This window comes from Gordonia sp. 852002-50395_SCH5434458 (genome assembly GCF_001665905.1).
Taxonomy (GTDB): domain Bacteria; phylum Actinomycetota; class Actinomycetes; order Mycobacteriales; family Mycobacteriaceae; genus Gordonia; species Gordonia jacobaea.
In genome coordinates, this window is record NZ_LZTC01000072.1 from 43,108 (window position 1) to 61,538 (window position 18,431).

Annotated in this window: 18 protein-coding genes; 16 read left to right on the forward strand and 2 right to left on the reverse strand. The window is 66.0% G+C overall.

Features of this window, described 5'->3' with window-relative positions:
* The first annotated feature begins 60 nt into the window (after positions 1–60).
* From dop to A5785_RS16160, 11 genes are all read left to right on the forward strand, one after another.
* On the forward strand, positions 61–1,560 hold the full coding sequence (dop, locus tag A5785_RS16110) for a depupylase/deamidase Dop (RefSeq protein ID WP_064867529.1): 1,500 nt from the start codon (positions 61–63) through the stop codon (positions 1,558–1,560).
* 209 nt (positions 1,561–1,769) lie between these two features.
* Positions 1,770–1,961, forward strand: a complete 192-nt coding sequence (locus A5785_RS16115) for a ubiquitin-like protein Pup (RefSeq protein ID WP_005202935.1) — start codon at positions 1,770–1,772, stop codon at positions 1,959–1,961.
* Complete coding sequence (gene prcB / locus A5785_RS16120; RefSeq protein ID WP_064867531.1) at positions 1,958–2,839, forward strand: proteasome subunit beta; 882 nt, start codon at positions 1,958–1,960, stop codon at positions 2,837–2,839. Before A5785_RS16115 ends, prcB begins: the two co-directional genes overlap by 4 nt.
* Positions 2,836–3,636 carry a proteasome subunit alpha gene (gene prcA / locus A5785_RS16125; protein ID WP_064867533.1) on the forward strand — a complete coding sequence of 267 codons (801 nt, stop codon included), beginning with the start codon at positions 2,836–2,838 and terminating at the stop codon, positions 3,634–3,636. Before prcB ends, prcA begins: the two co-directional genes overlap by 4 nt.
* 44 nt (positions 3,637–3,680) lie before the next feature.
* Complete coding sequence (gene pafA, locus A5785_RS16130) at positions 3,681–5,039, forward strand: Pup--protein ligase (protein WP_049697377.1); 1,359 nt, start codon at positions 3,681–3,683, stop codon at positions 5,037–5,039.
* A 16-nt stretch (positions 5,040–5,055) separates the two neighbouring features.
* A complete protein-coding gene (locus tag A5785_RS16135; RefSeq protein ID WP_064867535.1) occupies positions 5,056–6,042 on the forward strand; it encodes a helix-turn-helix transcriptional regulator in 987 nt (328 codons plus the stop codon).
* Positions 6,042–7,004 (forward strand): helix-turn-helix transcriptional regulator, encoded by a 963-nt coding sequence (locus tag A5785_RS16140; protein WP_064867537.1) that lies wholly within the window; start codon positions 6,042–6,044, stop codon positions 7,002–7,004. Before A5785_RS16135 ends, A5785_RS16140 begins: the two co-directional genes overlap by 1 nt.
* A gap of 45 nt (positions 7,005–7,049) precedes the next feature.
* Entirely contained in the window at positions 7,050–7,322 is a 273-nt protein-coding gene (tatA, locus tag A5785_RS16145) for a Sec-independent protein translocase subunit TatA (RefSeq protein WP_005202946.1), read from the forward strand.
* Positions 7,323–7,342: 20 nt separating this feature from the next.
* Entirely contained in the window at positions 7,343–8,326 is a 984-nt protein-coding gene (tatC, locus tag A5785_RS16150; protein ID WP_064867539.1) for a twin-arginine translocase subunit TatC, read from the forward strand.
* 36 nt (positions 8,327–8,362) lie between these two features.
* On the forward strand, positions 8,363–11,179 hold the full coding sequence (locus A5785_RS16155) for a DEAD/DEAH box helicase (protein ID WP_064867541.1): 2,817 nt from the start codon (positions 8,363–8,365) through the stop codon (positions 11,177–11,179).
* A 200-nt stretch (positions 11,180–11,379) separates the two neighbouring features.
* Positions 11,380–12,252, forward strand: coding sequence for a DUF4333 domain-containing protein (locus tag A5785_RS16160; protein WP_064867542.1), 873 nt, complete (start codon positions 11,380–11,382; stop codon positions 12,250–12,252).
* Here A5785_RS16160 and A5785_RS16165 read toward each other — a convergent pair whose 3' ends face one another.
* Positions 12,253–13,218, reverse strand: coding sequence for a 5'-3' exonuclease (locus tag A5785_RS16165; protein ID WP_197500834.1), 966 nt, complete (start codon positions 13,216–13,218; stop codon positions 12,253–12,255). It abuts the gene before it with no gap.
* 13 nt (positions 13,219–13,231) lie between these two features.
* On the opposite strand from A5785_RS16165, the gene A5785_RS16170 reads away from it, so the two are divergent.
* Positions 13,232–14,392: a M24 family metallopeptidase gene (locus A5785_RS16170; protein WP_064867546.1), complete on the forward strand. Its 1,161-nt coding sequence runs from the start codon at positions 13,232–13,234 to the stop codon at positions 14,390–14,392.
* A 28-nt stretch (positions 14,393–14,420) separates the two neighbouring features.
* On the opposite strand, the gene A5785_RS16175 is transcribed toward A5785_RS16170, so the two are convergent.
* Positions 14,421–14,822 (reverse strand): pyridoxamine 5'-phosphate oxidase family protein, encoded by a 402-nt coding sequence (locus A5785_RS16175; RefSeq protein ID WP_064867587.1) that lies wholly within the window; start codon positions 14,820–14,822, stop codon positions 14,421–14,423.
* A gap of 69 nt (positions 14,823–14,891) precedes the next feature.
* Here A5785_RS16175 and A5785_RS16180 point away from each other — a divergent pair, with 69 nt between their 5' ends.
* The 4 genes from A5785_RS16180 to A5785_RS16195 are packed head-to-tail and all read left to right on the forward strand — an operon-like array spanning position 14,892 to position 18,425.
* The gene (locus A5785_RS16180; protein ID WP_156528072.1) at positions 14,892–15,668 is read left to right on the forward strand and encodes an SDR family NAD(P)-dependent oxidoreductase; all 777 of its coding nucleotides are present in this window, start codon (positions 14,892–14,894) and stop codon (positions 15,666–15,668) included.
* Entirely contained in the window at positions 15,665–16,888 is a 1,224-nt protein-coding gene (locus tag A5785_RS16185) for a bifunctional cobalt-precorrin-7 (C(5))-methyltransferase/cobalt-precorrin-6B (C(15))-methyltransferase (RefSeq protein WP_064867548.1), read from the forward strand. Before A5785_RS16180 ends, A5785_RS16185 begins: the two co-directional genes overlap by 4 nt.
* A complete protein-coding gene (cobM, locus tag A5785_RS16190) occupies positions 16,885–17,673 on the forward strand; it encodes a precorrin-4 C(11)-methyltransferase (protein ID WP_064867550.1) in 789 nt (262 codons plus the stop codon). The genes A5785_RS16185 and cobM overlap by 4 nt, the downstream gene beginning before the upstream one ends.
* A complete protein-coding gene (locus tag A5785_RS16195; protein WP_064867552.1) occupies positions 17,670–18,425 on the forward strand; it encodes a cobalt-precorrin-6A reductase in 756 nt (251 codons plus the stop codon). Before cobM ends, A5785_RS16195 begins: the two co-directional genes overlap by 4 nt.
* The last annotated feature ends 6 nt before the right edge of the window (positions 18,426–18,431 follow it).

Here is an 18,431-nt window from a genome sequence, read left to right on the forward strand (position 1 = left end):
GCGACCGATGCGAGGTGGTGGGTCCGACCTTTCATCCGACCGACATCTAGTCTCAATACCATGCAGCGAATCATCGGCACCGAGGTCGAGTACGGGATCTCCGCGCCAGGCGACCCGACCGCGAATCCGATCATGACGTCGACACAGGCGGTGCTCGCGTACGCCGCAGCAGCGGGGGTGCCGCGCGCCAAGCGCACGCGCTGGGACTACGAGGTCGAATCACCGCTGCGCGATGCCCGCGGATTCGATCTGGGGCGCGGTACCGGACCAGCACCCATCATCGACGCCGACGAGATCGGCGCCGCGAACATGATCCTCACCAACGGGGCGCGTCTCTACGTCGACCATGCGCATCCCGAGTACTCGGCCCCCGAGGTCACCGATCCTCTCGATGCGGTGATCTGGGACAAGGCGGGCGAGCGGGTGATGGAGGCGGCAGCCCGCCACGTCGCGAGTGTGCCCGGCGCGCCGCGTCTGCAGTTGTACAAGAACAACATCGACGGAAAGGGTGCGTCGTACGGCACCCACGAGAACTACCTGATGAGTCGCGACACGCCGTTCACCGCGGTCATCGGGGGCCTCACGACCTTCTTCGCGTCGCGTCAGGTCATCACCGGCGCGGGTCGCGTCGGCATCGGGCAATCCGGCGACGAAGCGGGCTACCAGCTCTCGCAGCGCTCGGACTACATCGAGGTAGAAGTCGGACTCGAGACCACGCTCAAGCGCGGGATCATCAACACCCGCGACGAACCGCACGCCGATCCCGAGCGCTACCGCAGGCTCCACGTGATCATCGGCGACGCCAATCTCGCCGAGACCGCGACATACCTCAAGGTCGGCACGACGTCGCTGGTGCTCGACCTCATCGAGGCCGGCGTCGACTTCTCGGACATCGAACTCGCGCGCCCCGTCTCGGCGGTACACGCGATCAGCCATGATCCGACGCTGCAGGCGACGGTGGCGCTGACCGACGGTCGCGAACTCACCGCGCTGGCACTTCAGCGCGAATACCTCGAACGATGCACGAAGTTCCACGAGCGTGAGAACTCCGACGACGCGCGCGCGATGGACGTGCTGAGCACCTGGGCCGATGTGCTCGATCGGCTCGAGCGCGACCCGATGGAATGCGCCGACATCCTCGACTGGCCCGCAAAGCTCCGCATTCTGGAAGGGTTCCGGCAACGCGAGGGACTCGGCTGGTCGGCCCCGCGACTGCAGTTGATCGACCTCCAGTACTCCGACGTCCGACTCGACAAGGGCCTCTATAACCGTCTCGTGGCGCGCGGCTCGATGAAGCGGCTCGTCGACGAAGCCGATGTGACGCGCGCGATCACCGAACCTCCGGAGAACACCCGGGCATACTTCCGTGGCGAATGCCTGCGCCGGTTCGGCGCCGACGTCGCCGCAGCGAGCTGGGACTCGGTGATCTTCGACCTCGGCGGAGATTCGCTGGTGCGGATTCCGACGCTGGAACCGCTACGCGGAAGCAGGGCACACGTCGGCAAACTCCTCGACTCCGTGCACTCGGCATCCGAGCTGGTCGATCAACTCACCACCTGATCGGTTCTCGACGCGTCTTGGTTTCAACCGCCCTTTCGTACACGTCACAGGTAGTGTGGATTCACGAGCTGGAAGTGTCTGCGCCGCACCGCGATGCAGCAGGAAGCGACGAGCGGGGTGAAGCTCTCCTCGTCGCCGACGACGAAGAGCGGTGACCACGGGTGCAGGCATCGTCGAGGCGGAGCCTCGGCAGAAACGAGGGAGTGCACATGGCGCAGGAACAGACCACTCGCGGCGGCGGTGGAGACGACGGCGAACTCGGCTCCGACGGCAGTGCGGGCCAGGAACGGCGTGAGAAGCTCGCCGAGGACACCGATGACCTCCTCGACGAGATCGATGACGTGCTCGAAGAGAACGCAGAAGACTTCGTGCGCGCGTACGTGCAGAAGGGCGGCCAGTGAGCGAGACGTTCGGTTCACTGTCCCCGTCCGGTCCCACCAGAAGTTCCCACCCCACATTCGGCGCCGACATCTCGTCGTTCACCGACTATCTGCGGGTCAACGCACCCGACCAGTTGCCACAGGCGAGAGCTGAACGCATGGGCACCTTCACCTCGACCACCGACACCTCCGAGATCCCACACGGCACCACGATCGTTGCCGTGAGCTTCCCCGGCGGTGTGGTGCTCGCGGGTGATCGACGCGCCACGATGGGCAACATCATCGCGACTCGCGACGTGCAGAAGGTCTACGTCACCGACGAATACTCGGCGGCGGGCATCGCGGGCACGGCCGGTATCGCCATCGAGATGGTCCGCCTGTTCACCGTCGAACTCGAGCACTACGAAAAGATCGAGGGTGTTCCGCTGACCCTCGACGGCAAGGTCAGCAGGCTTGCCTCGATGGTGCGTGGCAACCTCGGCGCTGCGATGCAGGGGCTGGCCGCCATTCCACTCCTCGTCGGCTACGACATCGACCACGACAGCCCGACCGAGCGGGGTCGTATCTTCTCCTTCGACGTCGCCGGTGACCGCCACGAGGAGTTCGGCGGCTACCAGGCCATCGGCTCCGGTTCGGTGTTCGCGAAGTCGTCGTTGAAGAAGCTCTACCGTCACGATCTCGACTCCGGCTCGGCGCTCGCTATCGCCGTCGAATCGCTGTACGACGCGGCCGACGACGATTCGGCGACCGGCGGTCCCGACATCGTCCGCAAGATCTTCCCGACCGCCGTCGTCGTGAGTGCCGAAGGCGCGCAGGAGGTTCCACCCGCCGACATCGAGGCGGCAGCCCGGGCGATCATCGAGCGCAGAGCTGCAGAGCATGAGGAGGCGCCGCGATGACCTTCCCGTATTACGCAAGTGCCGAGCAGATCATGCGCGATCGCTCGGATCTCGCGCGCAAGGGAATCGCCCGTGGACGCAGCGTGGTCATCCTGACCTACGCCGACGGTGTGCTCTTCGTCGCGGAGAATCCGTCGAACACCCTGCGCAAGACGAGCGAGATCTACGATCGGATCGGCTTCGCCGCGGTCGGCAAATACAACGAGTTCGAGAGTCTGCGCAAAGCAGGTATCCAGCTCGCCGACATGCGTGGCTATTCGTACGATCGGGCCGACGTGTCGGCGCTCTCGTTGGCCAACACGTACGCAAACGCGTTGGGCTCTGTATTCACCGAGCAGCCCAAGCCGTACGAGGTCGAGTTGTGCGTGGCCGAGGTCGCCCGTTTCGGAAAGCCCAAGCCGTCGCAGTTGTTCCGCATAAGCTACGACGGCTCGATCGCCGACGAGACCCGGTTCATCGTCATGGGCGGCGCCACCGACGCCATCTCGGCGGCGCTCAAGGACAGCTACGAGCCGGATCTGCCGCTGGCAGATGCCCTGAAGATCGCGGTAGACGCGCTCTCGACTCCGACTGAGGCGTCGAACGGAACCCCAACTGCGCCACGCGAACTGAGTCCTGGCGATCTCGAGGTCGCGATCCTCGACCGCAATCGGCCCAGGCGCGCGTTCCGACGACTGACCGCCGCGGCGGTGGCCGACCTGCTGCCCGCACCTGCTGCGGAGTCGAGCGAATCGACACCTTCCGACGACAGCGGCGATGCGGCGGGCGACGCCCCGACCGATTCGGGCGCGTCCTGATCGTGCAACCGGTCGACGCCGGATTCCGCGGGTAGGGTTGAAGAGTGCAACGTCGAATCATGGGCATCGAGACGGAATTCGGTGTCACCTGCACCTTCCACGGTCATCGCCGACTGAGTCCGGACGAGGTCGCGCGGTACCTGTTCCGACGGGTCGTGTCGTGGGGGCGCTCATCGAATGTGTTCCTGCAGAACGGCGCGCGGCTCTACCTCGATGTGGGGTCGCACCCCGAGTACGCGACGGCCGAGTGCGACAGCCTCATCCAGCTGATCAACCACGACCGCGCCGGTGAGCTGGTACTCGAGGATCTCCTGGTCGACGCCGAACAGCGACTCGCCGATGAAGGTATCGGCGGCGACATCTATCTGTTCAAGAACAACACCGACTCGGCAGGGAACTCGTACGGATGCCACGAGAACTATCTCGTCGTCCGAGCGGGGGAGTTCTCCCGGATTTCCGACGTCCTGCTGCCGTTCCTCGTCACCCGCCAGTTGATCTGCGGTGCGGGCAAGGTGCTCGCAACGCCAAAGGCCGCCACCTTCTGTCTCTCGCAGCGTGCCGAGCACATCTGGGAGGGCGTCTCGTCGGCGACCACGCGGTCGCGTCCGATCATCAACACGCGCGACGAGCCCCACGCCGACGCCGAGAAGTATCGCCGACTCCACGTCATCGTCGGCGACTCCAACATGTCGGAGATGACCACCCTGCTCAAGGTGGGCTCGGCGGCTCTCGTGCTCGAGATGATCGAGGCAGGGGTCGCTTTCCGCGACTTCGCCCTCGACAACCCGATCCGAGCGATTCGCGAGGTCAGCCACGACACGACGGGCACGCGCCCGGTCCGCCTCGCGGGCGGACGGCAGGCCACCGCACTGGAGATCCAGCGCGAGTACCACGCACGTGCCGTCGAGCATCTGGTCAATCGCGCGCCGGATCCGGAGATGGACATGGTGGTCGACCTGTGGGGACGCATGCTCGACGCCGTCGAGGCCGACGACTTCTCGAAGGTCGACACCGAGATCGACTGGGTCATCAAGCGCAAGCTGTTCCAGCGCTATCAGGACAAGTACTCGATGGAGTTGTCAGATCCGAAGATCGCGCAACTCGACCTCGCCTACCACGACATCAAGCGCGGACGAGGTGTCTTCGACCTCCTCTCGCGCAAGGGTCTGGTCACACGCGCGACGACGGACGAGGCGATCAAGACCGCTGTCAACGAGCCGCCTCAAACGACGAGGGCCAAGTTGCGCGGTGATTTCATCTCCGCGGCGCAGAAGGCCGGTCGCGACTTCACCGTCGACTGGGTCCACCTGAAGCTCAACGACCAAGCTCAGCGCACGGTGTTGTGCAAGGACCCGTTCCGCAGCGTCGACGAGCGCGTCGATCGCTTGATCGCATCCATGTAGCCGTAAGCTGCATGGCGTGGTTACGTCGAAAGTCGAGCGTCAGATCAACCTGGTGATCTGTCTGCTCTCGACCAAGCAATACGTCACCGCTGAGTACATCCACCGCAACGTCTCCGGCTACCACGACCAGGAGCGTTCCGACGAGGCGTTCAATCGGATGTTCGAGCGTGACAAGAACGATCTGCGCGACCTCGGGGTGCCTCTGGTCACCGGTCCTTCGCCGGAGAGCGGGATCGAGGGATATCGCATCGATCCCGACTCGTACTCACTGCCCGACATCACGCTCGATGAGCAGGAGGCTGCGGCGATCGCGATGGCCGCAGCGCTCTGGGACAACTCCGACGTCTCGACCATCTCGCAGACCGCCGTCCTCAAACTCCAGGCAGCGGGAATCGACGTCCGTGCCGACGACGAGATCGGAGTTGCGGCTGTATCGCAGCGTTCCCTCGGTGGTGAGCAGTCGCTCGCGCCAACGCTGGCAGCGATCGACGGTGGCCAGGCCATCACGTTCACCTACCGTGCGGGCGCGACGTCGTCGGGAGAGCTCCGGACGCTCGAACCGTGGGGCGTGGTGACTCATCGGGGTCGGTGGTACGTCGTCGGCCACGACCGTGGTCGCGAGGCAACACGGACCTTCCGACTGAGCAGGCTTTCTGACGTCACCGCCACCGGCCCGGCCGGGGTGGTGCACCGTCCGGAACACACCGACCTGCAGCAGATCGTCGCCGACGCAGTCGATTCCGCCACCGGTTCGGATGGTCGCGCGGCACATGTCTGGGTGGCGAGCGGCCGGGCGGCAGGGCTTCGACGTCTCGCGACGTCGAGCGCACCCGCTGTCTTCGACGGTGAGGACGGCGACGACCTCGTCATCGAGATCAGGTCACTGAGCACGCTGGCCCGCATGATCCTGGCCGTCGGCCCCGACGCGGTGGTCCGAGAACCGGCCGAACTTCGTGACCTCGTGGTCGCGGGTCTCGACCGGATCGCCGGGGTGAACGCCTGATGTCGACCGCACAATCGCGGCGCCTGAGCCGACTTCTCGCGCTCGTCCCGTACTTTTCGACGCGCGGCGGCATCTCCATGGAGAAGGCCGCGAGTGACCTCGGGGTTACACCTGCACAACTCCGCAAAGATCTGGAGCAGCTCTTCGTCTGCGGACTGCCGGGTTATTACCCGGACGACCTCATCGAGCTCGAGTTCTCCGAAGGCTATGTCGATGTCGGATTCACGGCGGGCATGGACCGCCCGCTGAGGTTGACCGGCGCCGAGGCCAGCGTGCTGCTGGTGGCCCTGCAGGCACTGGTCGATATGGCCGGAGTTCTCGACCAGCAGGCCGCGCGGCGAGCCATCGCCAAGATCGAGCAAGCCGTCGGAAAATCGCTTCCGGCGGTCGCGACGGTGTCGGTCGACGACGACGAGAAGAACCCGACCTACGCGACTGTGCGGCGCGCGGTGACCGAAGGCCGAGCACTCGACCTCACGTACTACTCGGCGACGCGCGATTCGGTCAGTCAGCGGATCGTCGATCCGATACGCCTGCAGGGTCTGAACTCCAACACCTACCTCGAAGCCTGGTGCCGAGGCAGCGAGGGCGTGCGCCTGTTCCGGTTCGACCGGATCGAGGCCGCGCAGCTGCGCGACGAGCCGTCGACGCCGCCCGCATCCGTGGCGGGCACGCAGCAGTCCGTGCTTCTCGGCGACGACCCCGACCACCGCTCGGTCGAGATCGAGATCGATCCCGAACAGGCCTGGGTTCTCGATTACTACCGGATCGATCCGCTCGACGACGTGGTCGTCGCCCGGGAGACCGATGAACCGATCAGGGGTCGACTCGCGTACGGCTCACCGGAGTGGTTGACGCGATTCCTCCTGGGGTTCGGCGGGACCGTGCGGGTCGTCGACGATCGAGAGATCGACGACGCTGTGACCAATGCGGCACACGCAGCTCGAGCGCGCTATCGCTGAGTGTCGCGGTAGGATCGTTGTGAAGACAAGCGGAAGGTAGTCCTGATGGGTGCAATGTCGTGGTGGCACTGGCTGATCGTGCTGGTGGTCGTGCTACTGCTGTTCGGCTCCAAGAAGCTTCCCGACGCGGCGCGTGGCCTCGGTCAGTCGCTGCGGATCTTCAAGAGCGAGGTCCAGGAGATGCAGCGCGAGGGCGATTCGACCCCTCCCAAGACCACGGCGTCTCCCGACGAAGCCACACCGCAGCGTGAACTCCCGTCCTCCGACGCGAGCACCACTGCGCAATCCACCCCGGATCAGACCAAGAAGTCGGCGTAGCCGCGCACCGGGACACCTGAGTGCGGATTCCATTCGACCCGAGGTACCGCAGGCGCAAACTCAACCCCGACGGCACGATGCCGTTGGTGGAGCATCTGTTCGAGCTGCGTACCCGTCTGCTGATCTCGATGGCCGCGATCGTCGTCTCGACGATCCTCGGCTTCGTCTGGTACTCCTACGGGATATTCGGACTCCCGACGCTCGGCGATCTGCTCCGTGAGCCCTACTGTTCGCTACCGGCATCCTCGCGCGCGACCCTGACCGCAGACGACTCCTGCCGCCTCCTGGCGACAGGGCCCTTCGATCAGTTCATGCTGCGACTCAAGGTCGCACTGACCGCGGGCGTCGTGCTCGCCTGCCCGGTGTGGCTCTACCAGATCTGGCAATTCGTCACCCCCGGTCTGCTGGAGAAGGAACGCAAGTACGCGATCTCGTTCGTGACGGCAGCCGCGGTGCTCTTCGTGGCCGGCGCTGTGCTGGCATACCTCGTCGTTGCGAAGGCTTTCCACTTCCTGCTGACCGTCGGCAACAATGTCCAGGTGACCGCGCTGGCGGGCGATCAGTACTTCGGCTTCATGATCCACCTGCTCATCATCTTCGGCGTGAGCTTCGAGCTGCCTCTGCTGATCGTCGCGCTGAACACCGTGGGTGTACTGCGTTATCCGCGGCTCAAGGCATGGCGTCGCGGATTGATCTTCGCCCTGTTCGTATTCGCGGCCATCGTGACTCCTGGCCAGGATCCGTTCACCATGCTTGCGCTTGCTCTCGCGCTGACCGTGCTGCTCGAGGTGGCCATTCAGTTCTCGCGCTTCAACGACCGGCGCCGCGATCGGAACACACCCGACTGGGCGTCGATCCCAGACGACCAGGCGAGCCCACTGCCCGATGTCTCGCCGCGTCCGCAACCGTCGACGGTCGGAGCGCCGACGTCGGTGTCGTCGGGAATGGCCACGCAGGGCCGCGCCTCGGTGCGCGACGCCTCGACCTTCGACGATGTCCTCTGACCCCGATGTCCCTCACTCCGATGTCCACTGAGACCGATGTCAACTGACCACGCGGAATTCGACCGCTTCGCGGCGAGCCTCTCATTCGAGCTCGACGAGTTCCAGCGACTGGCCTGCCACGCACTCGAAGACGGTCAGGGAGTGCTGGTGTGTGCGCCGACCGGTGCAGGAAAGACGATCGTCGGCGAGTTCGCGGTGCATCTGGCGTTGGCTGCCGGGACCAAGTGCTTCTACACGACGCCGATCAAGGCGCTGAGCAACCAGAAGTACGCCGATCTCGTCGCCGTTCACGGCAGACAGAATGTCGGGCTCCTCACCGGCGACAGCTCGATCAACTCCGACGCCCCGGTGGTGGTGATGACCACCGAGGTCGTCCGCAACATGATCTATGCGAATTCACCTGCACTACAGGGACTCTCGCATGTGGTGATGGATGAGGTGCACTTCCTCGCCGATCGTTTTCGCGGCGCGGTCTGGGAGGAGGTCATTCTCGGGCTCGATCCGTCGGTGCGAGTGGTGAGCTTGTCGGCGACGGTCAGTAATGCCGAGGAGTTCGGCGACTGGATTCAGACCGTACGGGGCGAGGTCACCGTCATCGTCGACGAACATCGACCGGTGCCTCTCCAGCAGCACATGCTCGTCGGCTCGCGTATGTTCGACCTGTTCGATTCTCACCGCGACGGCGGCAAGCCCCAGGTCAACCCCGAACTCAAACGCTACATCCGACACCGGATGCTATTGGCCGACGAGCGCGACAGCGGTCGTGGGCACGATCGACGTTCCGGTCGTGGACGACCGCGGTCGACGCGCGGCAGGGGACCGGGCGCCCTCTCGCGTCCGCAACTCGTTGCTCGCCTTGATCGCGAGGGCCTGCTGCCCGCAATCGGATTCATCTTCTCGAGGGTGGGGTGCGACGCCGCCTTGGCCCAATGTCTGCGGTCGGGACTGTCGTTGCTGACGCCCGAGGAGTCGAGTGCCGTCGACGAAGTCATCGACCGCCATCTCACCGAGATCGCCCCCGGAGATGCCGACGTACTCGGCGTCGACGAGTGGCGTGCGGGATTGCAGCGTGGGTTCGCCGCTCATCACGCCGGCCTCCTCCCGACGTTCCGTCACACGGTGGAGGAACTGTTCGTCCGAGGGCTCGTGCGGATGGTGTTCGCCACCGAAACCCTCGCGCTCGGTATCAACATGCCTGCCCGGTCGGTGGTTCTCGAACGTCTGGTGAAGTTCAACGGAGAGTCACACGTCGATCTGACACCTGGCGAGTTCACCCAACTCACCGGACGCGCCGGTCGTAGGGGCATCGACGTCGAGGGCCACGCCGTTGTCGTGTGGACGCCCGAGCTGGTTCCCGAACAGGTTGCGGGCCTGGCAGGGGCACGCACGTTCCCGCTGCGCAGCTCATTCGCGCCCGAATACAACATGGCGGTCAACCTGATCGGCCGTCGAGGACTCGCGGGATCACGTGAGCTGCTGAACAGGTCGTTCGCGCAGTTCCAGGCCGACCGCTCCGTCGTCGGACAATCCCGCAAGGTCGACGACATGTACCGCCGACTGCGCAAACTCGACGTCGAGCTCGCGGGAGCCGCCGACAAACGCGGCATCGAACCCGGCACCATCACCGCACTCGACGACGGCGATCCAGCCGACAGCACGGCCGACGGATCCGACTCGTATCGAGGCTTCCTCGGTTACGTGACGCTGCGCGAGGAGATTCGCAGACGGGAGCGTGATCTCAAGTTCCGCAGTCGGGTGGCGACGCAGGAGTCGACGGTCGCCGACCTCGCCGGACTCAAACGCGGACATGTCATCGGTGTGTCATCGGGGCGCCACCGCGGACTCGCCGTGGTGCTCGAGGCCGCGAGTCAGCCCGCAGATCCCAAGCCGCTCGTTCTCAGCGAGGACGCCTGGTGCGGCCGCGTGGGTACACGCGATTTCGTGAATCCGCCCGAGGTTCTCGGTCATATGCGGCTACCCAAGAACCCCGACCGCAGGACAGGACGAGGTCGACGCGACCTGGCGTCGGCACTGCGGTCGACCGGGATCGAAATGCCGCGGGGACGCCAGAAGAAGCGGGCGCTGGCGGCAGACGACACAGAGCTGGCACGGATGCGCCATCAACTGCGCGCCCACCCCGCTCATCAGCTCGACAACGGCGACGACCTGTTCCGACTCGCCGAGCAACGAAACCGGCTCGTACGGGACATCGTGTCCGCGGAACGCTCGATCAGCGAGCGCACATCAACACTCGGCGTGACCTTCGACAGAATCGTCGGGGTGCTCACCGAACTCGGGTACGTCGAGAAGGAGCGTGGTGAGGTGGTGGTGACACCCACCGGTCAGCTCCTCAGTCGCATCTACAGCGAGAGCGATCTCCTCGTGACCGAGTGCATCCGCGCCGGAATCTGGGACAGGCTCGGACCGCCGCAACTTGCTGCGGTTATCGCCGCGATGGTGTTCGAGTCGCGTCGCGACAGCCATGCAGGCGCCGACGCGATGTCCGGAAACGTCGAGTTGCGGACCGCGATCGCCGAGACCCTCGACATATGGCGTCAGGTCACCGACGTCGAGCGGCGTCATGGGGTGTCGCCGACACGCGAGCCGGACACCGGTTTCTCTGTCGCGGTGTCGCTCTGGGCGTCGGGTCGATCACTGACCGAGTCGTTGGCCGCTGCGGGCGAACGCGGCACGCTGCTCTCGCCCGGCGACTTCGTTCGCTGGAACCGGCAGGTCGTCGACCTGCTCGAACAGGTCCGACTCGGCGTCGGCGACGACGCTCCGCTCGCCCGTTCGGCGCGCGCGGCGGTCGGAGCGATCAGACGCGGTGTTGTCGCTGCCGAACTCGGTTGACGTAGTGGGTGTACGCGGCCGGGTTGACGTGATCGGGAGTCGTGTACCGCTTGACCGACGACCCCAGTTTGCTGGGGTAACCTTCACTTCGCATATCGGTCGGCGACGACGGCAGGGGAGAGTGCGTCACGCCGCGATACCGTGACCGTTCGACATTGCACACCGGTGCGCCACTGCCGGGCCGATCGAGAGAGAGACGCATGAGCCATCCGTACGATCCCAGCAACGCCGGTGACCAGTCCTCGACCGGTGATCAGCCGCGCGAGGACAGCCGGCAGGGGCAGAACTCCCCGCAACCGCCCGAGTACGGACAGCCGCCCCAGTACGGGCAACCTCCCCAGTACGGCCAACCGCAGCAGCCGGGTCAGTACGGGCAGCCGCCCCAGTACGGCCAGCCCCCGCAGCAGGGCCAGTACGGTCAGGCACCTCAGTACGGCCAGGCAGGCCAGCCCCAGTACGGGCAACCTCCCCAGTACGGTCAACTGCAGCAGCCGGGCCAGTACGGGCAACCTCCCCAGTACGGCCAGGCAAGCCAGCCCGCGTACGGACAGCCGCCCCAGTACGGCCAGCCACAGCAGCCGGGCCAGTACGGTCAGGCACCCCAGTACGGTCAGCCCGGTCAGTACGGCCAGCCGGGGCAGTACGGGCAGGCAGGCGCCGCGGGTGAGGCGGCAACCCAGCCGGGCCAGTTCGGTCAGCCCGGCCAGCAAGGGGACCAGTTCTCGGCGATGTCGGTCGCGTCGGGGTCGTCGAAAAACAAGCGCGTGGGCCTCTTCGGCGGTGTCGGAGCCGTGGTCGTCATTGCCGCGATCCTGCTCATCACCGCGTTCGCCTGGCCGGGGTGGGCACCGAAGTCGCTCGACCAGAATGCGGTTCAGGACGGCGTGAAGCAGGTGCTGACCAAGGACTACCAGGCGACCGATGTCTCGAACGTGTCGTGCCCGTCGGGTCAGAGCGTGAAGAAGGGCAATTCGTTCAGCTGCTCGGTCACCGTTGGAGGCCAGAAACAGCAGGTCAAGGTCACGATCCTCGACGACGACGGCAAGTATGAGGTGTCGCGTCCCACGAGCTGATCAGCGCGAGACCAACTCCCACCCGAGCGCATCGGCGAGCCTTCCCACCGAGGTACCGATACGCAGTTCGTCGATGAGGTCGGCGAGTCGCTCGGGATCGGCGGGCGCCGACGGCAGGTGATCGTCGTCGATGCTCTCCACCGTCGGTGCGTCGGTGCGGACAGTGACCACGGTGCGCGCGGCACGGAGGTAGTCCGTGGAGTCACGCAGTGCTGACCGCACGCGCGGAGTGAGCGTCGACGAGGGGTCGTCGGCGGCAGCCTCGAGTGCGTCGAGGTCGCCGTAGGTGGTGATCAGTTTCGCGGCGGTCTTGTCGCCGATCCCCGCGACGCCGGGCAGACCATCCGACGGGTCGCCGCGCAGCATCGACATCTCCGCGTAGGCGGTGCCCGCGCGCTCGACGGGCACCCCGTATCGGTCGGAAACCTCTGCAGGCCCCATCAGCTCGGCTTTCGCCAGCCCGCGTCCGACGTAGAGCACCCGCACCGGCACCGGGTCGTCGGCCACGACCTGCAGCAGATCGCGGTCGCCGCTGACGACGATCACGTCGTCGTCAGCCTCGGTCGCTGCGAGTGTGCCGATGACGTCATCGGCTTCGCACCCAGCCGCTCCCGATGTCGTGAGTCCCGCGGCGGCCAACACATCGAGGATCATGTCGACCTGCGGCGTGAGGGTGTCGGGAACCTCTTCGATGTCGGGCTCTTCTCGACCTGCATCGCCGGAATGCGGCGCCTCTTGCGCCACCCGGTGAGCCTTGTAAGACGGCAACAAATCCGTACGAAACGCGGGCCGCCAATCGAGGTCGAGGCACACGACGAGACGCGTCGGATGGTGTTGGGACACCAGCGAGGCGATCGTGTCGACGAATCCACGGACCGCGTTCACGGGCCGTCCGTCGGCCGCGGTGAGCTTCTCGGGCAGAGCGTGAAACGAGCGGAACCACAGGCTTGCGCCGTCGAGCAACATCACGGATCCTGGCATGTCTCAACTCTGCCATCCGCGTAGGCTTCGACTCGTGACCGCCACTGCAGAAGAGCGTTTCGACGCCGAGGTGTACCGCCGTCGCCTTGCACGGGCCGCCGTGCTGACCGGCAAAGCCGGACTCGACGCCCTCATCGTTTCTCCCGGCCCCGACCTGCGCTATCTCACCGGTTCGCGGGCCGACACCTTCGAGCGTCTGACGGCCTTGGTGATCCCCGCTGCCGGCGCCCCTCGGCTGGTGATTGCTCGACTCGAGCTCGCCTCCGTGCGCGACTCCGCGGTCAGCGAACTCGACATCGACGTCGTCGACTGGGTCGACGGCGACGACGCACATGCGCTGGCGGTCGCCGGATTGCCGACTCCCGCTGCGGTTGCGGTCTCCGAGTCGATGCCCGCGCTGCATCTGGTGCCGATCGCAGATCGTCTGGGAGCCACCCCCGTCCTCGCGACGCCGGTGCTCCGCCAGATGCGAATGATCAAGGACGACAACGAGGTCGAGGCCCTTCGACGCGCAGGCGCCGCGATCGACCGGGTACACGCACGCATGGGTGAGTGGCTGCGTCCGGGACGCACGGAAGCCGACGTCGCCGCCGATATCGGCGAGGCGATCGTGGCCGAGGGGCACACCGCGCCGGAATTCATCATTGTCGGGTCGGGTCCGAACGGCGCCGACCCGCACCACGAGCAGTCCGAGCGGGTGATTCAAGCCGACGACATCGTCGTGATCGACATCGGGGGACCTGTCGAACCGGGCTACAACTCCGATTCCACGCGGACGTACTGCTTCGCCCAACCGAACGACGACAGAGCACGAGCGTATGCCGCACTCGAGCTCGCTCAGCGGACCGCTGTTGCCGCCGTACGCCCCGGAGTGACTGCGGAAAAGGTCGACGCCGCCGCGCGCGAGGTACTCGTCGACGCTGGATTCGGCGAGAACTTCATCCACCGAACCGGCCACGGCATCGGCCTGTCTGTTCACGAGGAGCCCTACATCGTCAGTGGCAACGATCTCGTCCTCGAGGCCGGGATGGCGTTCTCGATCGAACCGGGCGTGTACTTCCCGGGGCAGTGGGGCGCGCGGATCGAAGACATCGTCATCGTGACCGACGACGGATGCGAACCGGTCAATGTGCGCCCGCACGAGTTGGTGGTGTTGTAAACCCAGGCCCCACGGGAAGGGGTGACGATCAATCGAGCAGCGAGTGCGACCCGAGCACACGCTGCACGTCGATCTCGATGACGACGCGCTCGGGATTCGGTTTCGGCTCCCGATATCGCTGGGCGTAGCGCCGTTCGGCCTCCGCAACGCGGTCGCGATCGCGGTGAACGGTCGCGGGGCCCTCCAGCGTCAGCCACCGCGGACCGTCGACGTTGGTCACCGCGGCATAGCCGCCGCGCTCGGCGTTGCGCACCTTTTGGCTGCCCTCACGAGTGATCACCCGAGCGAGCCCGCTGTCGGGGTCATACGTGAATCCGACGGCAACGACGTGTGGCGTGCCGTCGGGTCGGAGCGTCGCGAGTGACGCAAGGTGTCGCTCGCCCAAGAAGTCGAGCGCAGCGGAACCGAGGTATTCCGGAGTACGCGGCATGGCGCCAACGATAGCCACCGCGGTGGCGCCGCTGTCGGCTGCCTGTCCGCCGGTGGAATACTGCCTGTCATGGCGCGGAGCAACTCACACGACGACCAGGGAACCGTTGTCCTCTTCGGTGGACGCAGCGAGATCGGGATCGCCCTCGCGAAGAGGCTCGTCGCAGGCCGGAGCGTCGTCCTTGCCGCGCGTCGGTCCGACGACCTCGACGAGGAGATGGCCGCGATGCGCGCGGCGGGCGCCGCCAACGTCATCACCGTCGAGTTCGACGCCGATGCAACGCAGACACACTCGTCGCTCATCGAGACGATCACAGCCGATCACGGACCGATCGGCGCGGCGATCATCGCGTTCGGCATTCTCGGCGATCAGCACCGCGCCGAAACCGACGTCGCGCACGCGTTGCAGATCGCGCAGACCGACTACGTCGGTCAGATCAGCGTCCTGACGCCGCTGGCCAACGCACTGCGGCGACAGGGGTCGGGCACCATGATCGTCTTCTCGTCGATCGCCGGTGTGCGGGTACGTCGTGGCAACTACGTGTACGGGTCGGCGAAAGCCGGACTCGACGGTTTCGCCAGTGGGTTGTCGGACGCACTCCACGGATCGGGCGTCCGGTTGCTGCTCGCCCGACCGGGTTTCGTGGTCGGCAACATGACAGCAGACCTCATGGCCTCCGGGACCAAGCCCGCGCCCATGTCGGTCGACGCCGAGCAGGTGGCCGACGCGGTGGCACGGGCGTACCACCGCGGTCGTTGGGAGGTGTGGATTCCCGGACCACTGCGCTTCGTCGGATTCGCGATGCAGTTCGTACCGCGGGCGATCTGGCGCAGGTTGCCCCGATGACGGCCGCGGCGACGGACACATCGGAGTTCGTCGTCGTCGGGATCGGCGCCGACGGGTGGGCAGGACTGACCGACCGTGCACGAGACGAATTACGCAGCGCCACAGTCATATACGGGTCGACACGCCAACTCGAACTCCTTCCCGACCTCGACGCGACGACGGTGGCATGGCATTCGCCGATGTCCGAGCACCTGCAGCAGGTGTTGTCCGCCACTTCTCACTCCGCGGTGCACGTACTGGCCAGCGGCGATCCGATGTTCCACGGTGTCGGCTCCACGATTGTCAATGCCGTGGGGCGCAACCGGGTTCGAGTGGTCCCCACCGTGTCGTCGGCGAGTCTCGCCTGCGCCGAACTAGGGTGGGACCTGTCCCGCACACAGGTGATCAGCACGCTGCGCGACGACGCCGACGTCGTGGTGCCCGCGTTGACCGACGGCCGTCGGATTCTCGTGCTCAGCAGGGGATCACAGACACCCGCCGCGATCGCCGAGGTGCTGGTGCGCAACGGGTTCGGCTGGTCGAGGATGACGGTTCTCGAACAACTCGGTGGTCCACGACAACGGATCGTCGAGACTGTTGCGCGCTTGTATCGACCTCAACCCCACGATGCGCTCAACATCGTCGCCATCGATTGTGTCGGACCCAGGACGACACGCCTACCAGGGCTACCCGACGACGCCTACGAGCATGATGGCCAACTCACCAAGTCGGCGGTACGAGCGCTGACCGTCGCGGCCCTCGCACCAGGTGGGCGAGCGCTCCTGTGGGATATCGGATCCGGGTCGGGGAGCGTAGCGATCGAGTGGTTGCGCGCAGACTCCGACGGGAGCGCCATCGCATTCGAACGTGACCGCGTTCGTGCCGCGCGACTCGGACGCAACGCCGCCCGGCACGGTGTGGCGGGGTCGCTGACCGTGCTGGGCGCCTCGCCCGAATCACTGCGCCGCGCACCGGATCCGGACGCGATCTTCATCGGGGGAGGGCTCGACGACGAGGTTCTGACCGCCTCGTGGCACGCGCTGCTCCCAGATGGGCGCCTCGTCGCGAACGCTGTCACGGTCGAAACCCAGTCACTGCTCGTCGACTGGCACCGCCGCGTCGGTGGAACCCTTCGACGATTCTCCATTGAAACCGTCGAACCGCTCGGCTCCATGACCACATGGCGCCCCGCACTCCCGATCGTGCAGTGGGTCGTCACACGAACGGACGATGAGTCGTGACCGTCTATTTCATCGGTGCGGGACCGGGCGCACCCGACCTCATCACCCTGCGTGGCGCCCGCATCCTGGGTGAATGCGCCACCTGCCTCTATGCCGGATCGCTTGTCCCGCAGGAACTTCTCGACCTGTGTCCCGCCGACGCCACCCTGATCGACACGGCTCGGATGCCACTCGACGCAATCGTCGGGCACATCGTCGAGGCACACGCGTCCGGTGGCGACGTCGCACGCCTGCATTCCGGCGACATCTCGCTGTACTCGGCATTCACCGAGCAACATCGTGAGCTCAGACGTCTGGGTATCGATACCGAAATCGTGCCGGGGGTACCGGCTTTCGCCGCGGCAGCGGCGGCCCTCGATACCGAACTCACCGTGCCCGGCGTCGGCCAGAGTCTTCTCATCACCCGCGTGTCGACGCTGTCGACGGACATGCCGCCAGGTGAAGAACTCGCGCGCCTGGCGCAGTCGGGTGTCACCCTCGCGTTGCACCTCGCCGCGCACCGCGCGCCACAGATCGTCGAAACACTCGCCGAACACTACGGGCCGCAATGCCCTACGGCTACAGTCGCATTCGCGTCCCGCAGCGATCAGGTGGTGATCAGGTGCGCGCTGTCGGATCTGCCGCAGCAGCTCGACGACCACGGGATCCGCCGCACCGCGGTCATCTTCGTGGGCAAGGTGCTCGACCCGGGAACCTCGACCCCCACAGACAGCTATCTCTACTCGCAGGCACGGATGACAAAACTTCGCAGCGGCGCCCACGACGACAGTTCATCGACGACATGACCGATACCCCGGTTGTGCTGGTGCTCGGGGGCACCGGCGAAGCGCGCGCACTGGCCGCCGGACTCGTCGCCGAGCACATTCCCGTGATCAGTTCACTTGCCGGCCGAGTTGCCGAGCCGCGACTGCCCGTCGGCGCCGTACGCATCGGAGGTTTCGGGGGAGTGGCCGGTCTACGGACATGGCTGCGCGACAACGCGATTCGCGTCGTCGTGGATGCGACACACCCCTTCGCGAGTGGCATCAGCGCCAATGCCGCTGCGGCAACCCAGGACCTCGCACTGCCTCTCGTCCGGCTGTGCCGCGCACCGTGGTCGCCGGGTGACGGAGATACCTGGGTTCGGGTTCCGGACATCCACAGCGCCGCAGGGCATCTCGACGGTCGACCAGCCCGCGTATTCCTGACCACGGGAAGGCAGGACGTCGACGCCTTCGCCGAGAACACATCCGCATGGTTTCTCATCCGGGTCGTCGACCTACCGCAGACCGCTATGCCGATGCACCACACGGTGATCCGGTCGCGTGGCCCGTATCGTCTATCCGACGAAACGGCTCTGATGCGCGAGCACGGCATCGACGTGCTCGTCACGAAGAACAGCGGCGGCGACATGACTCGCGCAAAGCTCCACGCCGCAAGGGCTCTCGGCATCGAGGTCGTGATGGTCGACCGTCCGAGCGAACCCGCGACGCGCGCCGTCGAGGACGCAGAAGTCGCCGTCGGGCTCGTCCGTGATCTGCTCGCTGGTCAGCCCTGAGTCAAT